25 protein-coding genes are annotated in these 23364 nt (G+C 32.6%); 8 read left to right on the forward strand and 17 right to left on the reverse strand.

The features are described 5' to 3' along the window. Window positions 1–28 precede the first annotated feature (28 nt). Genes ACFFGL_RS02940 through ACFFGL_RS02950 form a run of 3 tightly spaced genes read right to left on the reverse strand, consistent with a single transcriptional unit; the run spans window position 29 to window position 4691 of the window. Entirely contained in the window at window positions 29–2905 is a 2877-nt protein-coding gene (locus ACFFGL_RS02940; RefSeq protein ID WP_309728848.1) for a T9SS type B sorting domain-containing protein, read from the reverse strand. A gap of 35 nt (window positions 2906–2940) precedes the next feature. After that, window positions 2941–3780 carry an ABC transporter permease gene (locus ACFFGL_RS02945; RefSeq protein WP_309728846.1) on the reverse strand — a complete coding sequence of 280 codons (840 nt, stop codon included), beginning with the start codon at window positions 3778–3780 and terminating at the stop codon, window positions 2941–2943. Window positions 3781–3782: 2 nt separating this feature from the next. Then, the gene (locus ACFFGL_RS02950) at window positions 3783–4691 is read right to left on the reverse strand and encodes an ABC transporter ATP-binding protein (protein WP_309728844.1); all 909 of its coding nucleotides are present in this window, start codon (window positions 4689–4691) and stop codon (window positions 3783–3785) included. A 92-nt stretch (window positions 4692–4783) separates the two neighbouring features. Between ACFFGL_RS02950 and ACFFGL_RS02955 the strand changes: the two genes are divergently transcribed. After that, window positions 4784–5851 (forward strand): hypothetical protein, encoded by a 1068-nt coding sequence (locus ACFFGL_RS02955; protein WP_309728842.1) that lies wholly within the window; start codon window positions 4784–4786, stop codon window positions 5849–5851. 10 nt (window positions 5852–5861) lie between these two features. On the opposite strand, the gene ACFFGL_RS02960 is transcribed toward ACFFGL_RS02955, so the two are convergent. From ACFFGL_RS02960 to ACFFGL_RS03005, 10 genes are all read right to left on the reverse strand, one after another. Further along, window positions 5862–6056 carry a hypothetical protein gene (locus ACFFGL_RS02960; protein ID WP_309728840.1) on the reverse strand — a complete coding sequence of 65 codons (195 nt, stop codon included), beginning with the start codon at window positions 6054–6056 and terminating at the stop codon, window positions 5862–5864. Window positions 6057–6085: 29 nt separating this feature from the next. Next, a complete protein-coding gene (locus ACFFGL_RS02965; RefSeq protein WP_309728839.1) occupies window positions 6086–7144 on the reverse strand; it encodes a nucleoid-associated protein in 1059 nt (352 codons plus the stop codon). A 120-nt stretch (window positions 7145–7264) separates the two neighbouring features. Beyond that, window positions 7265–7780, reverse strand: a complete 516-nt coding sequence (locus ACFFGL_RS02970) for an IS1096 element passenger TnpR family protein (protein WP_309728837.1) — start codon at window positions 7778–7780, stop codon at window positions 7265–7267. A 28-nt stretch (window positions 7781–7808) separates the two neighbouring features. Next, entirely contained in the window at window positions 7809–8831 is a 1023-nt protein-coding gene (locus ACFFGL_RS02975) for a COX15/CtaA family protein (protein ID WP_309728835.1), read from the reverse strand. Between the two features lie 29 nt (window positions 8832–8860). Continuing rightward, entirely contained in the window at window positions 8861–10291 is a 1431-nt protein-coding gene (locus tag ACFFGL_RS02980; protein ID WP_309728834.1) for a CCA tRNA nucleotidyltransferase, read from the reverse strand. A gap of 1 nt (window position 10292) precedes the next feature. Further along, the gene (locus ACFFGL_RS02985) at window positions 10293–10853 is read right to left on the reverse strand and encodes an L-threonylcarbamoyladenylate synthase (protein ID WP_309728832.1); all 561 of its coding nucleotides are present in this window, start codon (window positions 10851–10853) and stop codon (window positions 10293–10295) included. 1 nt (window position 10854) lies between these two features. Further along, window positions 10855–11763: a polysaccharide pyruvyl transferase family protein gene (locus tag ACFFGL_RS02990; protein WP_309728830.1), complete on the reverse strand. Its 909-nt coding sequence runs from the start codon at window positions 11761–11763 to the stop codon at window positions 10855–10857. A 31-nt stretch (window positions 11764–11794) separates the two neighbouring features. Beyond that, window positions 11795–12868: a glycosyltransferase family 4 protein gene (locus ACFFGL_RS02995; RefSeq protein WP_309728827.1), complete on the reverse strand. Its 1074-nt coding sequence runs from the start codon at window positions 12866–12868 to the stop codon at window positions 11795–11797. A 3-nt stretch (window positions 12869–12871) separates the two neighbouring features. Then, window positions 12872–14044 (reverse strand): glycosyltransferase family 4 protein, encoded by a 1173-nt coding sequence (locus ACFFGL_RS03000; protein ID WP_309728826.1) that lies wholly within the window; start codon window positions 14042–14044, stop codon window positions 12872–12874. Beyond that, window positions 14041–15156: a glycosyltransferase family 4 protein gene (locus ACFFGL_RS03005; RefSeq protein ID WP_309728824.1), complete on the reverse strand. Its 1116-nt coding sequence runs from the start codon at window positions 15154–15156 to the stop codon at window positions 14041–14043. The genes ACFFGL_RS03000 and ACFFGL_RS03005 overlap by 4 nt, the downstream gene beginning before the upstream one ends. Window positions 15157–15251: 95 nt before the next feature. Here ACFFGL_RS03005 and ACFFGL_RS03010 point away from each other — a divergent pair, with 95 nt between their 5' ends. Together ACFFGL_RS03010 and ACFFGL_RS03015 are read left to right on the forward strand one after the other, a co-directional pair. Next, entirely contained in the window at window positions 15252–16010 is a 759-nt protein-coding gene (locus tag ACFFGL_RS03010; protein ID WP_309728822.1) for a lipopolysaccharide kinase InaA family protein, read from the forward strand. A gap of 33 nt (window positions 16011–16043) precedes the next feature. Continuing rightward, window positions 16044–16700 (forward strand): Yip1 family protein, encoded by a 657-nt coding sequence (locus ACFFGL_RS03015; RefSeq protein ID WP_309728820.1) that lies wholly within the window; start codon window positions 16044–16046, stop codon window positions 16698–16700. Between the two features lie 10 nt (window positions 16701–16710). Here ACFFGL_RS03015 and ACFFGL_RS03020 read toward each other — a convergent pair whose 3' ends face one another. Further along, complete coding sequence (locus ACFFGL_RS03020) at window positions 16711–17469, reverse strand: glycosyltransferase family 2 protein (RefSeq protein ID WP_309728818.1); 759 nt, start codon at window positions 17467–17469, stop codon at window positions 16711–16713. A gap of 216 nt (window positions 17470–17685) precedes the next feature. On the opposite strand from ACFFGL_RS03020, the gene ACFFGL_RS03025 reads away from it, so the two are divergent. Continuing rightward, a complete protein-coding gene (locus tag ACFFGL_RS03025) occupies window positions 17686–18525 on the forward strand; it encodes a glycosyltransferase family 2 protein (protein WP_374708756.1) in 840 nt (279 codons plus the stop codon). Here ACFFGL_RS03025 and ACFFGL_RS03030 read toward each other — a convergent pair. Genes ACFFGL_RS03030 through ACFFGL_RS03040 form a run of 3 tightly spaced genes read right to left on the reverse strand, consistent with a single transcriptional unit; the run spans window position 18512 to window position 21311 of the window. Beyond that, window positions 18512–19414 (reverse strand): ATP-grasp fold amidoligase family protein, encoded by a 903-nt coding sequence (locus ACFFGL_RS03030; RefSeq protein ID WP_309728816.1) that lies wholly within the window; start codon window positions 19412–19414, stop codon window positions 18512–18514. The two genes, ACFFGL_RS03025 and ACFFGL_RS03030, sit on opposite strands and share 14 nt — an antisense overlap. A 3-nt stretch (window positions 19415–19417) precedes the next feature. Further along, window positions 19418–20494 (reverse strand): glycosyltransferase family 9 protein, encoded by a 1077-nt coding sequence (locus ACFFGL_RS03035; protein ID WP_309728814.1) that lies wholly within the window; start codon window positions 20492–20494, stop codon window positions 19418–19420. A gap of 1 nt (window position 20495) precedes the next feature. Beyond that, the gene (locus ACFFGL_RS03040; RefSeq protein WP_309728812.1) at window positions 20496–21311 is read right to left on the reverse strand and encodes a 2,3,4,5-tetrahydropyridine-2,6-dicarboxylate N-succinyltransferase; all 816 of its coding nucleotides are present in this window, start codon (window positions 21309–21311) and stop codon (window positions 20496–20498) included. A gap of 85 nt (window positions 21312–21396) precedes the next feature. Here ACFFGL_RS03040 and ruvX point away from each other — a divergent pair, with 85 nt between their 5' ends. The 4 genes from ruvX (at window position 21397) to ACFFGL_RS03060 (ending at window position 23342) form a co-directional block, all read left to right on the forward strand. Next, window positions 21397–21804 carry a Holliday junction resolvase RuvX gene (gene ruvX, locus ACFFGL_RS03045; protein ID WP_309728810.1) on the forward strand — a complete coding sequence of 136 codons (408 nt, stop codon included), beginning with the start codon at window positions 21397–21399 and terminating at the stop codon, window positions 21802–21804. Window positions 21805–21835: 31 nt separating this feature from the next. After that, a complete protein-coding gene (locus ACFFGL_RS03050) occupies window positions 21836–22189 on the forward strand; it encodes a four helix bundle protein (RefSeq protein WP_309728808.1) in 354 nt (117 codons plus the stop codon). Between the two features lie 62 nt (window positions 22190–22251). Continuing rightward, complete coding sequence (gene def, locus ACFFGL_RS03055) at window positions 22252–22842, forward strand: peptide deformylase (protein ID WP_309728806.1); 591 nt, start codon at window positions 22252–22254, stop codon at window positions 22840–22842. Between the two features lie 56 nt (window positions 22843–22898). Further along, window positions 22899–23342, forward strand: coding sequence for a DUF5606 family protein (locus ACFFGL_RS03060; RefSeq protein ID WP_309728804.1), 444 nt, complete (start codon window positions 22899–22901; stop codon window positions 23340–23342). The last annotated feature ends 22 nt before the right edge of the window (window positions 23343–23364 follow it).

The raw sequence follows: 23364 nt of genomic DNA on the forward strand, positions 1-23364 counted from the left end.
TTTTTAAATTTAGTTATATTTTTTGAACTTACCTTTTTAGCGTGAAATTTCCTTTGATATTTTTTTCTCCCTTTCTTTCAATTAAATACCAATAATCATCAGAAGGAAGTTCTTTTCCGTTGTATGTGCCATCCCAACCTCGAGAGTTGCCATTAAATGAGCTTAAAAGTTTACCAAAACGGTTATAAATAGAAATTTTAATTGAAGAAATATCTTGTGATTCTTTTCCTATAATATTCCAATAATCATTAAAGCCGTCATTATTCGGCGTAAAGAATTTACGTATTCCTAAAATCACAATTTTTTTAGTGGTAATTCCGCAGCCATTTTTATCTTTTACGTAAATAGTGTGCGTTCCAGAAGCAATATTTTCAAAAATGGGAGTATCTTGATAATTAGAAAATTGATTATCAATTGAAAATTCATAATCTCCTTTGCTCTCGTTTGAAACAATTATTTGTACCGTATTATTGGTTTGAAAGTTATCGTTGACAACTGAAAAATCTGCTTTACTAGAAGGAATTATTTTGATGGTTCGAATAGTAGAACAGCCATTCTCAATATTGGTTACCGTAACCGTATGAGTAGTGATTTCTGAGGTCTGAATGCTTTCAGTGGTTTTTTCGCTTGGTTGCCAGAGGTAAGTGTAGTTATTTTTCTCCTCTTCAGGAATACCAGAACTTAATTGAATAGGAGCTGGTAGATTTTCTAAACAATAGGTTATTGCTTGATCCTTCCCTATAGGAACTGCGGGTAGAACTTTTAAGTTAACCGGAATTATTCCCTCGCATAAACCAGAATTTTCAACTCTAGCATAAATGGTTTGTTCTGAAGGAGAAGAGTTTTCAAAATTTGTAACATTGGTTAGCGCTTCAGTTTCCGTTAAGGCATTATTTTGAGTTAGATAAAAAGTTAAAGTGAAGTTAGCGTTAGTTTGTTGAAGTATAATTTCAGCCTCTGTTAAATCGAAAATTGCGAAAGAATCATCATTCGTTGCGCAGGAAGTTAAGGTTAAAGGTTGAAGTGAACTTTCTGAAACCGAAATTGTTAACTCACTATAGGAAATACAACCAGTTTCGATATTTTCTATTTTTGCTACCAATTGTTCAGGATTTGAAATATTTGAATAATTAGTAGGATTTTGAATATTATTTATATTCTGCTCTGCCTCATTTTGAGAAGGAAAATAAGTAACTTTTAGACTTCCATCACTAAAATCGCCATCGGTTATAGACTGGTTGGCATTAGTTAAATTGAATATAGAAGAATTCGGACTAGATTGTACTGCACATTGTGTGAGCGTAGCATCTTCTGCCGTGGGAAATGGATTAAAAGTGATTTCAGCATTTCCGATTAATGGACAAGAACCATCATTTAAGTCAACCGATAAGCTATAGGTTTCTATAATTGGTGAATTTCCAAGCGAAGGAGCTTGAACTGTTAAAGATGAAGTAGTATTACTTAAAACTACATCATTTTTTTTCCAGGTATAACTTGCACCGGGAATATTTTCATAGTCCAGATCGACATCTTCACTTCCACAAACTGATAATTTTGTGACAATCTCTTCAGTATCATTAATAATGTTTATACGTGACGAAAATATAGACTGAATAAAAGGTGGAAGCCCAAAAGCCGCTTCACGATTATTTAAAGGAATTGCTCCATCTACAACAGATGTTACATAATTAACTTGATTTCCATCCAGTTCTGGATTATTAATCACATTTAATTTTGGATTTCCTATTGAAGAATGATAGATTTTTCCATCGGGTCCTAATTGTAAAGCAGTAGCGTTATTTAATTGATTAAATCCTGAAATTGAGGTGATTTCAGTAATTGAATTTGGAATATTGTTACTTTCTAAATTCCATTGATATAATTTTGCATTGTTACCTTGTGTAACCGTCGCGTAGGCTTTTTTAGTTTCCATGGAAAATTCTACGCCATAAGCATTTACATTTTCAACCAAAGGAATGTTATTACTTACAATTCCAGTATTATCATCGAAATTATTTAAATATACACCGCCATTTTCAACATCAGAAGTCCCTTCTTGGTTATAGGTTTTTGTATTATGAGCAATAATTAATTTTTTTCCATTTGGGGAAACTTTCATATATCCAATTGCGGCTCGGCGATAAGCCGAAATAGGAATTGTAGGACCAACTTCTGAAATTACAGGAGTTGTGTTTACACCCGTATTATCAATTTTAAAGGCATAAAACTTATTAATAAAATGGGTTAGTACCCAAATAGAAGTACAATCGCTTCCTTTAACCGCAGTAATTTTTTCAGAACATTGATATTTTATTTCTTCAGAATCATTTGGGTCGTATGTCACTAAATGAATATTCTTTTCTGTGGAAAGTATATTTCCTAAGCCATTATTTAAAGACATATCGACAACAGAATAATTAAGTCCATTGTTAAATCCATCGTCATCTTGAGGAACACCGTTTCCAGGTTGTAAATCGGAATATTCCCCATTTGATGTTGCAGGTCCTTGTTGAGGATACGCAGCAGCGTTTTCATGATGAGGTTCATCTACCGTAAATATAAAATATAGATCGGAATTTGTAGGATGCGGAACTATTAATCCGCTAGAAGTACTCGAAGGATCGCCTAATAAACCATTTCCGCCAAAATAGTCAGCGTTGCTCATGATTTGATGATTACGATTCCAAACCGTTCTTCCGTCAGTATAAAAAAGAAGATTTCCGTTAACATCAGAAATGGAAGAACATCCTTCATTTGTATTCAATTGGCCATCAGTTAGTACAGAAGGTGGAGAAGTATTAAAGGTGATTCCAGCATTTTGTCCGAAATACCAATTATTAGCCTCGCCTTGAGCGTTACTGAAGAATGGGGTAAAAAGAAGGAGAAATAAAAACTTCCAATTCATAAAAGGTTTATTTCTTCAAAAATAAAGATTATACTTTACAAATCGCGCTTTTTCAATAGAGTATATGAACCATAAAAGAAAATTGCAACCCAAATTAATACAATTAAAAGTTGATACCAATGTATAACGTAGTCATTGCTTAAAATATCGGTTCCCATTTGGTTTTGTGCAGATTTTACCAAGCTTAACCTACTAAAAGGTTGCTTTACCAAATTTGCCATCGACTCTAGTGGTAAAAACTGACTGAATTTTGCAGTTAATTCACCATCTTTAAAAATAACAAATCTAAATACATTAATAATTATACTTTCTGCAATCCACCAAATAAATAATAATCCTAAAGCAAAGGCAGAACGCTTAATTAACACGCCCAAAAACATACAAAATGCAAAAAATCCTAAGAGTTTAACGAAGTAGGCGATTAAATATTCAAGTTCCGAAAAGATGATTGAAAACTCATTATAATCTGAAAAAATAAGACCTAATACTAGAGAAACAACAAATAAAACTAGGGTAGAAATTAGAGCAAACGCTACAACAGTATAAATTTTAGAAAGTATAAATTCTTTTTTACTTAAACCATCAATTAAATTTTGCTTGATTGTTCTGTTGCTATATTCGTTAGAGATCATAGAAACAATTACAATTGCTAAAAATATTTTCAGAAAAGAAGCGAAATAGGCGTTAAAATGCCAAATGTATGGGAAGTTGAAAATTCCCTGATCTGCTAACTGAAAATCTACATTTCCAAATTCAAAATGTATAGAAGCAAAAAGTGCTAAAAAACAAAATAAAACGAGATAAATTGCACTAAAAATTAGCGTAGATCGGCTATATTTTAGTTTATGAAATTCTATAGTTAATAATCGTAACATATTTATTCGCTTTTTTGATTGGTTAATTGTAAAAATTGCTGCTCTAAACTCTCTCTTCTTTTTACTAGATGTGAAAGAATAATTCCCTCGTTTATTAATTTTTTATTGAGTTCTTCTGCAGCTATTTCTTCTGATGGAAACGCGGTTAAAAAATCGGTTTCTTCATTTTTCTTAATCTTTTCAAACTGATGACTATTTTCTAAGAAACGAAGCAATTGTTCTTCTTGCGAAGTTTTCAATTCAAAATAACCGTGATTGGCGTTCATTTCATCGACTCTTCCCGAATATAATTTCACACCTTTTCGTATAATAATTACGTGTGAGCAAACTTTTTCAACTTCATCTAATAAATGTGAAGCCAACAATATTGTGGTTCCCATCGATGCGATTTTCCGTATAATTTCTCTAATCTGATGAATTCCCTGCGGATCTAAACCGTTTGTAGGCTCATCTAAAATTAAAATTTCAGGATCGTTCAATAGGGCCGAAGCAATTGCCAAACGCTGTTTCATTCCTAAAGAAAATGTTCTAAACTTGCTGTTTTTTCGGTCTAATAAACCAACCAAATCAAGCTTTTCTTCAATTTTAGCGTCTTTTACATTTTTAATTTTACAGACCAAATCTAAGTTTTGCTTCGCCGTCATATACGGGTAAAAATTTGGGCGTTCGATGATCGCGCCCACTTTTTTTAAGGCTTCGTGTGTAGATTCTGAACCGTCAAACCAATGAAAATCTCCACTTGTTTTGTTCACTACATTTAAAACCATTCCGAGCGTGGTTGATTTTCCACTTCCGTTTGGTCCTAAAATTCCGTATACATTTCCTTTTTCAATGGTAAATGATAAATCTTGAACCGCTGTAACAGGTCCAAATTTTTTTGTAATCTTGTTAAGCGTGAGAATTGTTTTCAAAATAGAATCAGTTTTGCAAGTACGACGGGCAAGTTAACGTTTTGTTACAAGAAAAATTAAATGAGAATACTATTTTTGAAAAAAGAGCTGGAATGGAAGAAAAACTAATGTCACAAAAAAAGCCAACCTTTCCGATTAATGAAAGGCTGACAAAATATTTGGCAAAACATAACCGACATACAAAAATTCCGGTTTTTTATGACGATTTGCTTCGTTTTTCCGGCTCGATTGTCGTTTACGATCGTCACGATGAAGACACACTTTGGGTTCGTTGTTATTATCCCGACCACGAACGCACAGAAATTGATAACAGCTTAAAACGCGTTTATACCATTTTACATTCCGATGGTAGCGACGATTCTTTTCAGTATTTAAATGTTGATGCGATTGACTATTGTACATTCGGAAATTCTAAACCTTTTCGGGTAAAAATTAGAAATATTCTAAATGATAGTTTCACCTATTTTTATGTAAAAAAAGCCGATGCTTCTCGAATTTACGGCTTAGAATTTGAACATATTCTTTCACCACACCGAATTAATTTCCTTATTTATAAAGACACCTTAATTGAAGAACATATTGCCGGAATTCCGGGTGATGTTTTTATAAAAGAACACTTACCAGATTGCGATGATCGTGCAAAAATTCAGATCGCAAAACAGTTTGTGAAATTTAATGAGCGTTGCACGTTGAGACTTTTAGGTGATATGCGATCGTATAATTATGTAATTATTCCCACGCACGATTTTGATCACGTAGCCTACCAAATTAGAGCAATCGATTTCGATCAGCAATGTTATGAAGGAAAATTAAAAGTTTACAGACCGCAGTTTTTCAAAGAAAATTTTGAAATGGTTCAATTAGTGACCAATAAATTAGAACATTCGTCTATCGATCAATATAGGAGGGAAGAACGTTCTCAAGTTGCCAAGCGATTAATTACTTCGCAAAAACGTTATCGCGAATTAATTAGATGTATGATTAACGATCACGTTTCTACTGCTGAAAATGTAAAAATGCTGAAAAAAGATTTAGTCGCCTTTTCTAAAGATATTCGTTTTAAACGTGCCAAAACCATGGGTAATATTTTAAAAACCGCGCTTGATTTTGTAAAACGAAATTATGTTGATGTAAATACTAAAGAACGAATGGAATTTTAATTTTATAACGTTATTTCACTTTTTTTAGCGCATTTTTAATGATTTTAAAAAACGCCCAAAGCGTTAAACCGCTAAAAAGAAAAATATTAGAAAACCCGATTATTTTTTCAAAGAGCGTTTCAGAAATATTGACAACATTAAATCCCATTCCTATAATTAAGAGAGACAATCCCAAGCCAAATAAAAATCGTACAGTTTTATCCATTATAATTTTAATCTGAAATTATTTAATTTCTAGCTTTTTTCTTCTTTATTAAAGTAAACCAAATAATAATACATTTGGCGTTCTTCGTCCCAACCTTTTTCAATGAATTTCTCCGCGCTATCAGGATTAATAAAATCCATTTTTATCTGAACATTGGTATCTAAATTAATGACACTTTTTATCTTCTTTCTCGCCGCGCTAACTGCCGTATTTGAAACCGGGAATTGCGTTAAATCTTCAATTTTATATTTTGGGGCTTTTTCAGTTTTATAATTCTGAAATTCTGGAATAAGCGCCGGATTTTCTACAACTTCATTTAAAAAGTTGCTTTCTTCAAAATTATCGTTTTTTGCAAAGTGATTTACCGCGCGGTTCATAAACATCACTTCTTGTTGTTTATCTTCGGCCGGTAAAACCACATCTTTAGCAAAATTCTGACAGAATTTTAAATAGCTTTTAGTGTTGAAATTTTCATCTGCAAAAATATCGACACCCAAAAATTGCTCTAGCCAATATTTTGTATCGTAACGATTAGAATCTACCGATAAAATTCGGTAACCTTCTTCTTTATTGCTATTAAAAATTAGCGCGCCTTTATCTAACTTATTTAAATTTACACCTTGCTGTAAAATTGCCTCTAAATCATTTCCTTTTTCATCAAACTGTAAAAAGTCGTGTTTTAATTCCGACTTAAAAATTCCAATTCCGTCAACACGCTCATTATTCAACATTAAATTTTCAAAATAAACCACGTAAACTTCTCCACTTTTAATGTGCGGATGTTTGGCTTGATCAAATAAATGTTGCGCGATTTTTTTAGAATGCTCGTGAATTTCGCCAGGATTTTCAAAAATAGCAGTAGATAAATTATAAAGTTCATGAAACTCTAAATCTGCTTCGTGCACAAACTGATAGTAATTCTCTTCTTTCTCTCTAAAAGATTTTAAAAAATATTCTTTCAGTAACGCGTGCATTTCATCGTTTAACGAATACGGATTTTCAGAAAGAAAAATTCCTTCATTTCTGCTTTTATTTCCTACACGATGTATAGAAAGTGATTCAATTTGAGCGGCATATAAATTTATCATAATCTTAGACTTAAATTAAGTTGGGCATTTCCCTTCGGGTCGGGCTATCCATTACAATTCCTCGTGACTTCACGTCACTGCGGGATTTTCATTTCTATCCCTAATGCAAAAAAATAAGGTTTAGTTCCAATTTTGGTCAAAATCAAAATCATCTAAATTTTCGAGATCTACATCATCTTCACCAAAACCATTCGTCAGTTCATCGTCCTCATCAGCTTCAAAATTTTTCTCCGGTGGGCTATCGGGTAATTGTCCGTGAAAGTACATTAAATTCGGATAGTCTCTACCATCTTCCGGTTCAATTATATCGGCTAATTCTACATAAAAAGTCCACATACTAAAGAAATCGTACACGTAAATCAATTTGGTTTGGTCTTTAGAAACCACCGTGTCAAGTGCCGTTTCATTCATCATTCGCACTGGATTATGACCTTCGCTCATATCAAACAAAACGATTTCTTCGCCTTGATTCCATTCTTCATCACTAATATAAAACGAGGCCATTTCGGTTCCATCAAAACCAAAAGCCTGTGTGATCGCATTATGAAAATCTTCTAACGTGGCATTTTCTTCAATTTCAATATCTCTAAAAACATCTTCCAGTGTATCGAGCACTATACGAAATCTATAAATCATAAATTTTCAAAATTTTTGGATTGCAAAGTTATGATTTTTTCAATTGAATTTTAGCTTTCCGAGCTTGTAAAACAATATAAAATTGAAACCCAAATAAGATAGAAGCTAAAACCAAATGTAGGGACTGGGAAGCAAAAGGAAAATCGAAATAAGCCATCCAAATTCCCGTGAAAATTTCAAGAATAATGAAAAATAAAATCCAATTCATTAAATTAAAATTGAGCTCTTTTTGGCGGTTTTTGTACCAAAGAAAAACATTTACCAAAAATACGAGAATGGAAAAGCTACGGTGAATGTAAAACTGAATAGAAGGGGAGTTTAACCACAATTCTTTTTGATAGCCAATTTCTTTTACACGTTCATCTATAAACTGACGAACTTCGGTACCTAAAACTACTTGAATTAAAGTCAAGAAAATACTGAAAACTAAAAGCTTTGAGAAGAAACGATTGTATTTTTTAGAAGTTGATTTTTCTGAAGCTAAATGCAAAATGTAAAGTAGAAGCGCTACAATTAATAAAGCAACTACCATATGCAAAGTAATTCTTACCGGCGCCAAAACCGAATAAACAACTGTTGCGCCTAACCAAGCTTGAAAACCCATTAAAAAAACACTTGCCCAAGAAAATAAAGTAATTTTTTTGTCTTTTTTCCATCGCCAGAAAGAAGCGATTGCCATAATAAAAACCGCTAAACCGGAGAGCGCTCCAACTAATCGATTTATATATTCTACCCAAGTATGCGTAGGATTAAATTTTGCGTAATCATGTTTGGTATATAATTTCCAATGATTTTTATTGAATTTTGCAGTAGAAGTAAAATCTTCTTTAGCGACTTGTAAAGTTTCATCTACAATAATTACTTGCCCTTTATGAAATTCTTGTTCCGGATGCCATTCTAGTTGCGCACGTTCTGTTGGTGGAATATAATACCCAAAACATTTTGGCCAATCGGGGCAACCCATTCCGCTTCCGGTCATTCTTACTACCGCGCCGGCGACGATTACCAAATAGACTAGAATAATCGATATTTTTACTAATTTTCTGAACATCTTCTTTAAGAATAAAGTAAAGTTTACTGCTAGCTTTGAGCTGTAAGCCCGAGTTTTTTTCCTTTTTTCAGCATAAATTTTTGTGCAGCTTCATATTCATTCGGGATTTCACCTTCTAAAATCGCTTCTTTAATCGCATTTTTAATAATTCCGATTTCTCGAGATGGTTTTATATTGAAGGTTTCCATAATTTCCTCACCAGAAACTGGCGGTTGAAAATTCCGAATATGATCGCGTTCTTCAACTTCTTTTAATTTTTGCCGAACAACTTTAAAATTATTATGATACTTTTTATAGCGTTTTGGGTTTTTGGTGGTAATGTCTGCTTCACAAAGCGTCATTAGATCTTCAATAGCATCGCCAGCATCAAAAATTAAACGTCTCACTGCGGAATCTGTTACGAATTCTTCAGCAATTACAATGGGGCGCGAACTCATTAATACCATTTTCTGAACGAATTTCATTTTATCATTCAGCGGCATTTTTAAACGTTTAAATAATTTAAAAACCATTTTTGCTCCCACAAATTCGTGACCGTGAAACGTCCACCCGATTTTTTTATCGAATCGTTTGGTAGGCGCTTTTCCGATATCGTGAAGTAGCGCTGCCCAACGAAGCCATAAATTATCTGTGTTTTCTGAAATATTATCGACAACTTCTAAGGTGTGCCAAAAATTATCTTTGTGTCGTTGTCCTTCTTTTTCATCAATGCCTTGTAAAGCTGAAAGTTCAGGTAAAATTAAAGGCAATAATTTTGTTTTCCGAAGTAAAGCAAAGCCTACCGAAGGTTTTTCAGCTAAAAGAATTTTATGAAGTTCTTCAACAATGCGTTCTCTGGAAATAATTTTTATACGTTTATGATTTTCGGTAATCGCTTGCAGCGAATTTTCTTCGATTTTAAATCCTAATTGTGTTGCAAATCTTATAGCGCGCATCATTCGCAACGGATCATCGGAATAGGTTACATCTGGATCCAGCGGCGTTTTAATAAGTTGCTGTTGCAGATGTTCTAAGCCATTAAACGGATCGAGTAATTTTCCGAAATTTTCTTTATTTAGTTGAAGCGCTAACGCATTTATGGTAAAATCACGTCTATTTTGATCATCTTCTAAACTTCCGCGTTCTACATCGGGATTTCTACTTTCTTCGGAATACGATTCTTTACGTGCCCCAACAAATTCAATTTCAGCATCAAAAGCACGTAACATTGCTGTTCCATACGTTTTAAAAATTTGTACTTTGGGCTGATGTGGCAAGAGTTTAGAAACTTCTTTAGCAAGTTCAATTCCGCTACCAACGGCTACAATATCGATATCTTTAGCGGTTCCGCGTTGTAAGAAAAAATCGCGTACAAACCCGCCAATAGCGTAGGTTTCAAGTCCTAAATTATCGGCTGCTTGACTAATGTATTTAAAAATTTTATGCGAGAGGGCTTCTTTATACGTTTTTACTTCGGGCATTTTATTTTCTGATAATTTGCACTTTTCCGTCTAAACCTAATTTGATGATTGTTGAAGGTTTCGCGCTTTTTTTTGACGGCTGCAAATTTACAACATAGTCTACTCCTTTTAAAATTTCGGGCGAGATTTGCTGAAAAGATTGTGGTGTTGGTTTTCCGCTAATGTTTGCTGAGGTTGAAACAATAGGTTTTTTAAACTTCCGCAGTAATTGATTACAAAATTTATCTTTAGTCACACGAATAGCTAATGTATCGTCTTCGGCGATTAAATTTTCGGCTACGCGAATTGGGTTGTCGTAGATTATTGTGGTTGGTTTTGCAGCGTATTTTAAAATATCGTAAGCAACTTCAGGAATTTCTTCGATATATTGATTTAACATTTTAAAGTCAGAAACTAGGCAAATCATCGATTTACTTTCGGCGCGTTTTTTTAAAGCGAAAATTTTATCGATCGCATCTGCGTTTGTCGCATCACAGCCAATTCCCCACACGGTATCGGTCGGGTAGAGTATGAGTCCGCCTTTTTTTAGAGTGGTTAAGGCGTTATTTATTTCGTCTTTCATGTTAAGAATTTAAATAGTCAAATACTTTCGCTGCAAAATTCAGGTTTATTTCTCTACATTCGGCTAAAACACCGGAATAATTTTCAGCTTTTTTGCAATCTTCAATAGCAGAAGTAAAAGTTGAAAACACAGGTTTATATTTAAAATCGTAGAATTTTGTAGAATTTGGGACAACCACAACTTTTTTTTCGAGGAGCATACTCCAATACATTACGTGATAACTATCGGTAATTAGTTTTTCTGAACTTCCTATAAATTCAATTAAACTTCTTAAATCACTATTGTTAGAAGTTTTGGGGTAATTTTTAAATTGTGAAACAACTTCTTTTTTCTGAGCGGTATGACGATGAAATGCAATTCCTATCTCTTGTGTAACTTTAAAATTTTCATTAAAAATAGGATGTAAACAACTCACACAAGGAACGTATTCGCCAGACCTAGAATAATCTCTCGTTCCGGCGATGTTAAACTTATTTACTGAAACATTATATTTTTCAAGATTTCCGTAAAGCGTTTTTTCTTTAGAATTATGACCAACGCCCCACAAAACGATTTTCTTTTCGGGATGCTTTGCAGCGAGTTTTTCAAATAAATGCATTTGTTTGGCAAAACCATTTCTATTTAACAAACCACCACCGCCAATAATGAGTTTATTATTCACCACTTTTTCAATAAAATTATTTCTAATTTCTGAATTTTGATGTTTGTAATTAAGAATATGTAGCGGTTCGCTATTTATTTCATCGAAATAATGATATGGCGCGCAATATTTATCGCCAACATTATACGGACCGACATTATGGATATTTATAATCTCCCGGTTTTCTTGCGGTTGATTTAAAATTTTATAAATAGTTTGCCGTTTAATTGCAGAAGCTTTAGCAGATTTATATACTTTTTTTATAGACATAAAATTCTCTTAGGGAAATCGAATGAATAATTTATTTGAGATTTGCAACCTCTTGATAAACTGTAAGGTATTGTTTTGCAGTATTTTTCCAAGAAAATTTTTGAGCTTGATTTTGTAGCGATTTTTTATAATTTTCTGGATTTAATTGAAAATCTTTAAGCGTATTTTTAACCACGTTAGCCATATTTTCAGGTTCATAATTCTCAAAATATTGCGCAGCTTTTCCGCCAACTTCTGGTAAAGAAGTTTTATTAGAAATTATTACCGGCGTTCCAAAAGTCATGGCTTCAACTACAGGAAGCCCAAAACCTTCAGCTAAAGATGGATGAACTAAAGCCTTGGCATTGCTGTAAAGTTCAATTTTTTCTTTTTCTGAAACTGTTCCTTTAATAATAATTCTATCTTTTACTGTATGTTTTTCAGCTAATTTTAAAATTTCTTCTTTCTTCTTTTCAGAACATCTTCCCACAAAAATTAATTTTAAATCTTGTGGTAAAAAAGAAAGCATCGGGATGAGCGTTTTCTGATTTTTATAGCCGCGAAATTCACCCACAGAAAGTAAATAATTAAATCCATATTTTTCGCTAATGATAGGTTGCTGATCTTCAAGCGGATTTCCATTATAGATTACATATTCTAAAATATGCGGCGGAATTTCAAATTTTTTCTGAACATTATTTTTTGTAAATTCTGAAATATAAACCAACGCGCTCGCTTTATTTATTTTTTCTTGAAGTTGTTTGTAATGCTTTCGCGTAGCTTCATTATCACGATCGAAAATTGAAAAAATAGCATCGTGAATCGTGTAAATTATTTTTGAATTATTTTTTTCTGAAGGTTCAACACGGCTTAAATGCGTGGTGCTGTGCCAAACATCATATTGTTTATTAAAATTGAAATAGCGATGAAAATCAAAAGCGAAACGGTAACGCGCGTTTTTTCCGAATTTATTGATAAATTTTAACGGCAAATAATACGTAAGCTTTAAATTTGAAGTAGGAAGTTTTGAAAAATTTTTACCCAAATTATAGCAATATTGCCCAAACCCTTTGTTAAGATTTTTTAGGTAATGAAAATCAAGAAATACGGTCGGTTTTTCTCGCATTGTTTATCGATTTAAAATTTCTTGATAATACGCAAATGTTTCGTTTACCATGCGTTCTTGCGAAAAATTTTCCAGCACGTGTTGGCGAGCTGCTTTTTCCATCGCTTTATAATTTTCAGGATTTTTAAACACCTCGCTTATTTGCTTTACAAAATCGTCATTCGTATCGGCGATTATTCCGTTTTTTTGCTGAATAATTATTTCTTGCGCCACAGGAATAGTTGAAACCAAGGTTACTTTTTCTAACGCCATTGCTTCAACAATTGTAAAACCGAAAGTTTCTCCTTTTGAAGGAACGATTACCAAGGCCGCTTGCGATACTTTTTTGGGTAAATTTTCTAAGGAAACGTGACCGTAATACTGAATATTTTTTGCCGCCTTTTCACTGAAATTATTCGCTACTAATTTCTGAAAATACGATTTATTTTTACCGATAATATGTAAGGTTGCGTTTGGAAATTCTTCAATAATTTTATTAAAAATAGCGGCCAATCGGTCAACTCCTTTTGCGTCAGATAAAGTTCCGAAGTAAAAAATAGATTGCGGAATAATTTCAGCAGAACGATCGGGTTTAAAAAGATTCGTGTCAATTCCGTTTCTAATAATTTTTTTCACTTTCACATTGTAAAAATCCTCGATAAAATCAGCCGAAAAATTTGAATTCGCGACCGTAAACGGAGTTGCTTGTAAGGCTTTTTTTTCCATTTCAATTTTTAAATCGCTTCCGTGATGATTTAAATATTTTACCCAAAATCCGCGTGAACCATGAAAACGTAAAACCAGCGGAATTGAATTATCCCAATAGGCAGAAAATCCATTAAAAGTGAAGGTTTGAATAATATCGATATCATTTTTTTTTGAAAAATTCTTCAGTTTCTTGGCGAGGTATTTTCGTTCTTTCATCAACCAAAATTTTTCAGCTTTTTCATTTCCGGTTTTAGAGGAAAGTGAACGAAATAATTCAGCTAAAGGAAATTTCTTAGAATATTGTTTAAAATAAGTAATTTGAATATTTTGCTCTTCAATGAAATAATTTTTTTTTGAAAAGCCGTAAATAAAAATTTGATGCCCATTTGAAGCTAAATCTTTAGCGACGGTTTTAAAAAACGTACCGACTCCGCCCGCAGCTGGAAGTTGCGGATGCGCGTATTCATTTGTAAAAAATAAAATTCTCATCGGTTATATTTTTCTGCAACTTCTTTTAATTCCTCGTACATTTTTTTAGAAATCACTTCTTTCGTGAAATTATTCACTAAATATTCATAGCCTTTTTCCTTAAATTTTTCTTGAAGCGGTTTGTCGTTAAGCAACTGAATTACTTTATCGGCAAAATCTTTTGGGTTGCCCACTTCAGCTAATAATCCCGTCTCATTATTTACGATTACTTCGGGAATTCCGCCGGCATTTGCGGCGACAATTGGGACTTTACAAGCGTAAGATTCTAATAAAACACCACCAGTAGGCTCGTTATTTGAAGTAAATAAAAATAAATTGAATTCTGGTAAAATTTCTGGAACATCTCTTCTGAAGCCTAAAAAGTAAATATCATTTTCTAGTCCTTTTTCGGCAACCATTGTTTTTATTTCTTCTTCAAGTTTACCTTTTCCGACTAAGATGAATTTTGCTTTAAGCTGATGTTCTTTTACTAAAATTTCTACCGTATTTACCCAAGTTCGGTGATCTTTAAAACCGGTGAATTCGGCAATATTCCCGATAAGTTGATAATCTTTAGGAATATTTAATTCTTCGTGAAGTTTACCTGTAGGTTGTTGTTTTTTAAATTTATTTACATCGGTTACGCTTCCTACAACGGTAAGTTTTTTATGATCTTTTACCGCGTGTTTTAAAACATTTACCACCGGATAAGAAACGCAAATTATTTTTTTTATGGCTTTATAATTGTACTTCCATTTTCTGAAAAAATTAGTGTCAACTCTTTTAATAAGCGTTCTGCAAAGCACCAAAGGAACTTTTAAACCGAAAAAAAAGGAAGATAAAACCGCAAGCGTATGCGATTTACTATTATGGATAAAAATTACATCTGCATTTTTATCTTTCGCTATTTTCTTTAGTTGTTTGGCAAATTTAAAATCGTATTCAGAGTCGATATCTAAACCGATTACTTGCATATTTTTTTGAGTGGCTACTTCATAAACTTCAGAGTTTTTTGGGCAAATAATCCATTGATCTTCTACATAGCCATATTCTTTAAAAGCTTCATATAGATAAATTATTTTTTGCTCGTGGCCGCGCCAAACCTTAGAAGCAGTTATTTGAAGTAATCTCATTATAGAAAAATTGTTTGGCTTGCAAAATAGGTAAAAAATTAAGAATACCTTTTTATTTTAAAGTTGATAAAAGTTGAAAATTGTATTTTTGCGATATGTATAAACGTTTCAGTAAAGAATTTTTTCAGCAGGAAGAAGCCATTTCAGGTTTTATTGAAAATTTTGATAAAAAAGGAAAAGTTTTCGGAAAAATTGGTAGAAATACTATAAAATTATTTCCGTTGAATGGAAGCACAATAAACATAAAATCGTTTAAAATTCCGAATATAATTAATCAGATCGCTTATCGGTTTTTCAGAAAAAGTAAAGCGCAACGTTCTTTTGAATATGCGCTACACCTTAAAAAAATAAATATAGGAACGCCAGAACCTATCGCTTATTTTGAAAATTCCACCGCATTTTTATTTAAAGATAGCTATTATGTGAGTGAACATTTAGCCGCAGATTTAACTTATCGCGAACTTACACGCGATTTAAATTACCCGAATCACGAGCAGATTTTGCGAGCTTTTACACGTTTTACTTTTCAGCTTCATGAAAATAGGGTTTTATTTTTAGATCATTCGCCGGGAAATACACTTATTCAATTAAATAACGGAAATTATAAGTTTTATTTAGTCGATTTAAACCGAATGGAATTTAAACATCTTTCTTTAGAAGAACGTATAAAAAACTTCGCACGTTTAACCGTTCATAAATCTATGATAGAAACGATGAGCGATGAGTATGCGAAATGCATAAATGAAGATGCTGACAAAATATTTGAAATGATGTGGATGGAAACGCAACAATTTCAGGAGAAATTCCGACGAAAAAGAAGAATGAAGAAAAAACTTAAATTTTGGAAGGCTTAATACTTTTTCTAAATTTAATATAGAACATAGTTTATGAATAATCTAGAGAAAATAAGAGAAGCAGAAACAAAGGGAATGTCAAAAACCTTGTTTTATAATCTATTATTTCATCCTTCCAGCGCTTTTCGTTACATTTTTGAAAATAAAATGTATGAAACCACTACAATTTTGCTAATTCTCGGCGGAATTGTTAGAGCTTTTAATGATAAAGTTCAAGATAATGCAGGAGATGACACTTCATTAGGTGGAATTTTATTTGGAAGTATTTTATTTGGGGGATTATTAGGCTGGATAGCTTTCTATATTTACGCAGCAATATTGAGTTTTGCCGGAGAATGGTTAGGCGGAAAAGCTAGTGGAAAAAAATTTAGAACCGTAATTGGCTGGGCGCTTATTCCTTCAATTCTTGGTTTACTATTATTGATACCTGCCATTTTAGTATTTGGAAAGGATATTTTTTCCAGTTCTTTATCGAGCGATAATTTAGCTTACGAAATTTTCTATTATATTTTTATGGCTATTTACTTTAGCTTACAAATTTGGTCATTGATAATATTTATAATAGGAGTGAAGTTTACTCAAAAATTTGGGACTTTCAGAGCAATTATAAATATTTTATTTCCAGCAATAGCACTAGTTTTATTTATAATGCTAATTTTTGCGGTTGCAAAATTGCCAAGTATTTTTTAGAAAAAACTTATTACTTACGTCCTTTTCTAATAAGCCACACTTTTGCATAGCGCATAAAAACAGTGTAACCTTGAATATAAGCTATCGTTAGACCTACAACGCCATCACGAAAACCACCTTGAATGATGTAATGCTTAAAAAAACTCCACATTGGTTTTATTACAAAATGGTAAGGCGTTAATTTCCCTATTTTTTTATCGTAATCTTTGGCTTGCCACCACGCATAACGATTCATTTTTTCTAAAAAACGGTCAAGTGTAATATAGGTATTATGGTAAAATTTATTTTTTAACTTTTTTACTTTTCCGTTTGCAATTATTTCAGCGTGAACGCGTTTATTTTCGTAAGAACATTTACTTTTTTTAAACAAACGGATCACTTTGTCATTTTTCCATCCGCTATGTTTTACGTGTTTTCCCATGAAATGGTTTTTTCTACCAATCCAATAGGCAACCGTCCCATCTTTAGGAGGGTTTTTTAAAACCGCTAAAATTTCTTCTTTTAATTCGGGAGTAACTCTTTCATCTGCATCAACCAGTAAAATCCATTCGTTTTTAGCCTGTGGAATTGCCCAGTTTTTTTGGGAAGCAGAATACTCATATTCTCTTCTAATCACTTTATCGGCAAGCTTCGACGCTTTTTCAAAAGTACCGTCGTTACTAAAACTATCCACCACTAAAACTTCATCAGCAAAGCTAACCGAAGCAATTACCTCTTCGATATTGTGAATTTCGTTTCCTGTAGGTATTAAAGCTGTGATTTTTTCCAACTTGGTTAGTTTGAAAGCGTTGTTAAAAAACTTTTATTTATTTGACAAAGTTAAATTATTCTAATAAGTTTGAAACCGATAAATCATCTATCATCACAAAGATGTGATTTTTTTTAAAAGGTTGCGAGGCAATATTAAGTTTTTTTTAAATTTAATAAAAGCTAAAGGTAAAAAATAGTTATTTTTGTTTGTAGTAGACTGAGTTGAAAAATAAAATTGGAGAACATTATTAAAGTTTCAGTAATAATTAGTACATATAATTCTGAAGAATGGTTAGAAAAAGTTCTTTGGGGTTATGCGTGTCAAAATTTTACAGATTTTGAATTGGTAATTGCTGATGATGGTTCGAAAAAACCCACCTTCGATTTAATTGAAAAAATGGCTCAACAAGTCTCTTTTCCTATTCAACATATTTGGCAACAAGACGATGGTTTTCAAAAATCACGCATTTTAAATAAAGCTTTACTCGCTTGCAAGGCAGATTATGTGTTAATGAGCGATGGCGATTGCATTCCACGAAACGATTTTATTTCAACTCATATTAAACATCGTGAAAAAGGATATTTTTTATCAGGTGGTTACTTTATGCTTCCGCTAGAAATATCAAAATCTATCTCTAAAGAAACTATTTTTTCACAAGAATGTTTCGATTTAGAATGGTTACGCGAAAAGGGTTTAAATACTTCTTTTAAAAATCGAAAATTAAGTTCTAAAGGTGTTCTTCAAAAAATATTGAATAAAATTACACCTACAAATGCCAGTTGGAATGGTCATAATGCTAGCGGTTGGAAAAAAGATATTTTAGCGATTAACGGTTTTGATGAACGAATGCAATATGGCGGGCAAGATAGAGAATTAGGGGAACGGTTAATTAATAGCGGAATTAAATCTAAACAAATTCGTTATTCTGCGATTTGTATTCATCTTGATCATCCGCGAGGTTATAAAACACAAGAATCGATCGATAAAAATTTAGCTATTCGCGCTGAAACAAAAAATGAAAACCGAACGTGGACTAAATTTGGGGTAGATAAAAAAGAGCTTAAAGAGAAGTGATTTCCTTTTTTCCGTTTGGAAGTTTGGGTAACTCTATATAATCTCCTAAAATTTTATCATACTTTTCTGGGTAAAATAATTTTCTTCCGTCAGAAGGGTAAAAAGTCATTTCTCCAAATAAAATTTTTCCATTGATATTATAAAGATCTACCCGTACAAATGGAAATTTATCGGCTAATTTTCTCGCTACAGTAATCATTTTAGCGAAATTTTCAGGTTGTTGAATTTCGCCTTCGTAAACCGTATTTTCTTTATTATAAAATTCTTGTTTATTCCAGTCAAGATCGTAAAAAGCACGTTGATCGTTAATTCCTCTTTCTATATCTATTTGAACAAATTTTGGTTCGCCATTGAAACAGAAAAATTTGTAGTCGTTTATAACTTCTTTTCCCATTTCCTCAAGATATTTTTCAGCAATCAATTTTGGCGGAACATTTTTATACGCCCATTCTAAACCACCGCGATAATATTGGTTTTTTCGCATCCATTTATGCAAAAGCCATTTCGCTTTTTTGCGGTTAAGGTCTTTTTTGTTTTTTACAATTAAGTTGAAATGAAAACCGTGAACGCCTTTAATCACAAATTTTTCGGGAAGGGTATCAAAATTTACTTCAGAAGCGTTATCGTAAACGGCTAATAATTCATTTAAATAATCGCTTCCTATTTTTTCATCAACATAATTTCTTACGTTGTATTTATCTACTAATAGGGTTAAAATCGGGGGATGATAATAGACTTTTAACCACTGAATTTTTTCGTTGAATTCGGTTGGGTTTTCAAGATCGAGCTTTCTTCCGGTATAATATTCATAGTAATACTTCATGTAAATTTCCGGTGGAAGAAATTTCATTTTTTTTACAATTCCGTAAAGAATTTTTTTTAATCGCATGCGTTAGTTTTTATTCACTTCAACAAATTTTATTAACCTCGGAATAATGAAATTCGGTTTAAAAGCTTGGTAAAGTTTTAAGGAGTTTTGTTTAAATATTTTTGGGTCGTACGCTTTAAAAAGTTCCGGTTCAAAATCTTTTAAATGAACCGTTTTATTTACTGAATCTTTAGCGGAAGTTCCCCAAGTTTCTTTTCGAATCCACGGCGAAAAAATTGCGAAAGTTGGTAAATTTAAGGCTTTTCCCATATTAATTGCTCCGCCTTCGTTACCAATTACCATTTTGCAGAACGAAGTCAGCACAATAAATTCTCGCAAACTCGGCGCATAAAAAGGAGAGATTTGCTGTTTTGTAGTTGGGTTACAATACGATAAAAGCTCATTAACTTCTTTTTCTTGACTTGGAATATAGTTGAATAAAAAGCGAAGCTCAGGAAAGTTTTCGGCAACTTTATCTAGTAACACCGCCATATATTTTAAGGGATATGTTTTTGAATTTTCGCTTCCCAACACATTTACCATTATAAACGATTGGTTTTTTAAATCGATATTTTCGTTGGAAGCGATTTTTAGGATTTGTTCTTTTTCTAAAGCAGAAATATAGATTTTTGGTTGAATTGAAAAATCAATCTCTTCCTCTGGAATAATCGCTTTTAATAAATTGAATCTATTTTCGTACGCCAATCCAACAGCTTTATTTCGTACAAGTTGAATTGCATATTTATGCGTGTATAAAAAACCTGCATATTTCTTTTTTTCGTAACCAATTTTAATTTTCGCTCCGGAAAAAGCGGTAATTAATGCGCTACTAATTTTTCCGTAAACATCGATAACTGTATTATATTTTTCAGCTTTTATCTGCTGAAGGAATTTGAAAAACTTTACATAAGAATTTTCAGTTTCCGGTGTAAAAATGATCAGTTTATCAATAAACGGATTATGTTCTACAACCGGAACAGTATGTTTATTAATAAGATAGTGCAATTCAGCAGAAGGATATTTTTTCTTTATCGCTTCACACAATATAGAAGACGTAAGCACGTCGCCAATCATTTTCTGCTGAATTACAAGTATTTTCATCTTAAACCGCTACATCATAAGTTCTTAATGCATCGTTTAGTGAAGTTTTCTTATCAGTACTTTCTTTCCGTTTTCCGATAATTAACGCACAAGGAACGTTAAATTCTCCAGCTGGAAATTTTTTGGTATAACTTCCCGGAATAACCACAGAACGTGCAGGAACAATTCCTTTCATTTCTTTGGGTTCATCTCCGGTAACATCAATAATTTTAGTGGAAGCGGTTAATACTACATTTGCGCCTAAGACAGCTTCTTTTTCTACGCGAACACCTTCAACTACGATACTTCTGGAGCCTAAAAAAGCATTATCTTCAATAATTACAGGAGCTGCTTGTAGAGGTTCTAAAACACCTCCAATTCCAACACCGCCAGAGAGATGCACATTTTTTCCGATTTGTGCACAACTTCCAACGGTTGCCCAAGTATCGACCATCGTTCCTTCATCTACATAAGCGCCAATATTTACATAGCTTGGCATCATAATTACACCGCTTGAAATATAAGCTCCGTGACGCGCAACAGCATTTGGTACAACTCGTATTCCTTTTTCTTTATAGCCTTTTTTCAACGGCATTTTATCGTGATATTCAAAAATCCCGGCTTCTAAGGTTTCCATTTTTTGAATTGGGAAATATAAAACTACTGCTTTTTTTACCCATTCATTTACTTGCCAACCAGTTTCTGTAGGTTCTGCACAACGTAATTCACCCGAATCTATTTTCTGAATAACTTCGCGTATATTGTTTTGTATATGTGTTTCTTTTAATAAGTCTCGGTTTTCCCAAGCTTCTAAAATTGTATTTTTTAAATCTTGCATGGCTAAAATTTTGGTCAAAGATAAGGCTTCCGTATAAATATTATAGCAATAGTTAGAGAAGTGTTACCTTTGCAAAAAATAATAAATGGCGAGAATTTTAGCATTAGATTTTGGAACAAAACGTACCGGGATTGCGGTAACCGACGAATTGCAACTAATTGCTTCTGGTTTAACTACCGTAAATACTTCAGAATTGCTAGTGTTTTTAAAGAAATATTTTGCTGAAGAAAACGTAGAATTAGTGCTCGTTGGTGAACCTAAACAACGTGACGGAGCACCTTCACAAAGTGAGGAAGCCATTAAATTATTTTTAAAAGATTTTATAGAAAAATTTCCGCAGCAAAAAATAGAACGCGTCGATGAACGTTTTACTTCTAAAATGGCAGTACAAACAATGATCGATAGCGGATTGAAAAAGAAAAAAAGAAGAAATAAAGCCTTAATAGATGAAATTAGCGCCACTATTATTTTACAAACTTATTTGTATAAATGAAAAAGGTTTAATGATTAATGAATAACTCAATTTGAAAAAAGATTTAAAAATAAGATCTACTAAATTTGCTCATAAATGTGTAAAATTATCACTTAGTCTACCTAAAAATGATTTAGGTTTTCACATGAAAAAGCAGCTTATAAGATGCTCAACATCTGTTGCTGCAAATTATAGAGCTGCTTCGCTAGCACAAACGAAGAAAGGTTTTATTTCAAAATTAAGTATAGTAATAGAAGAAGCAGATGAATCTATTTTTTGGATAGAATTCGCGAAAAATGAAAATTTTTTAATAAATAGTGATGATGAAATTTTAAACGAAGCCAAAGAACTTACATCAATTTTTATAGCGTCACGTAAAACAGCTCAGAAAACTGTTTCAAGTTAAATTCAATTAAAACTTTTACTTAATATAAATTATTCAGTAAACCTTAAAACTTAAAAATTAAAATGATTTTACCTATAGTAGCCTATGGCGATCCAGTTTTAAAAAAGAAAGCAAAAGATATTCCAGAAGATTATCCACAACTTCAAGAATTAATCGACAATATGTGGGAAACTATGTACAACGCGCACGGCGTTGGTTTGGCAGCTCCGCAAATTGGGAAATCTATTCGTTTGTTTTTAGTCGATGCTTCTCCCTTTTCTGAAGATGAAGACTTAACCGATGAAGAAAGCGAACAATTAAAAACATTAAAAAAAGCGTTTATTAATCCGCAAATTCTTGAAGAAACCGGTGACGAATGGGCTTTTAACGAAGGCTGTTTAAGTATTCCAGAAGTAAGAGAAGACGTTTTTAGAAAACCCGAAATTACCATTGAATATTTCGATGAAAACTTCAATAAAAAAACAGAAACTTACGACGGACTCGCAGCTCGCGTAATTCAACATGAATACGATCATATCGAAGGAATTCTATTTACAGACAAGCTTTCAAGCCTAAAAAAACGCTTAATTAAAAGTAAATTGCAAAAAATTTCCAAAGGCGAAATTCGTATCGATTACAGAATGCGATTTCCAAAACTAAAAAAAGCACGTTAATATTTTTGTAAATATTCAGAGAGATTAGATATTTGCGACCCTAAAAAAGTAAGAACATGAGTTTAGAAAAAATATTAGCAATTTCAGGAAAACCGGGATTATACGAATTAAAAGCGCAAACCCGCGGCGGTTTTGTAGCAGAATCGTTGGCAGACGGTAAAAAAATCTCTGTCAATGTACGTCATAACGTAAGCATGTTAAGCGAAATTGCAATGTACACGTATACCGAAGAAGTTCCATTACGAGAAGTTTTTCAAAATATTTCGGAAAAAGAAAATGGAAAAGAAGCCATTAGCCATAAAGAATCTAAAGAAAAGTTAGAAGAATATTTTTCAGAAGTATTACCAGAATACGATGAAGATCGCGTTTACACAAGCGATATCAAAAAAGTATTTCAATGGTATAATATTTTAGCAAAAGCCGGAAAAACAGATTTTTCAGCGCCAAAAGAAGAAGCTAAAACCGAAGTGAAAGAAGAAAAATCTTCAGAAGAAGAATAAATTTTTCAATAGTTATAGAAAA

The organism is Mesonia maritima (assembly GCF_042433895.1).
GTDB lineage: Bacteria > Bacteroidota > Bacteroidia > Flavobacteriales > Flavobacteriaceae > Mesonia > Mesonia maritima.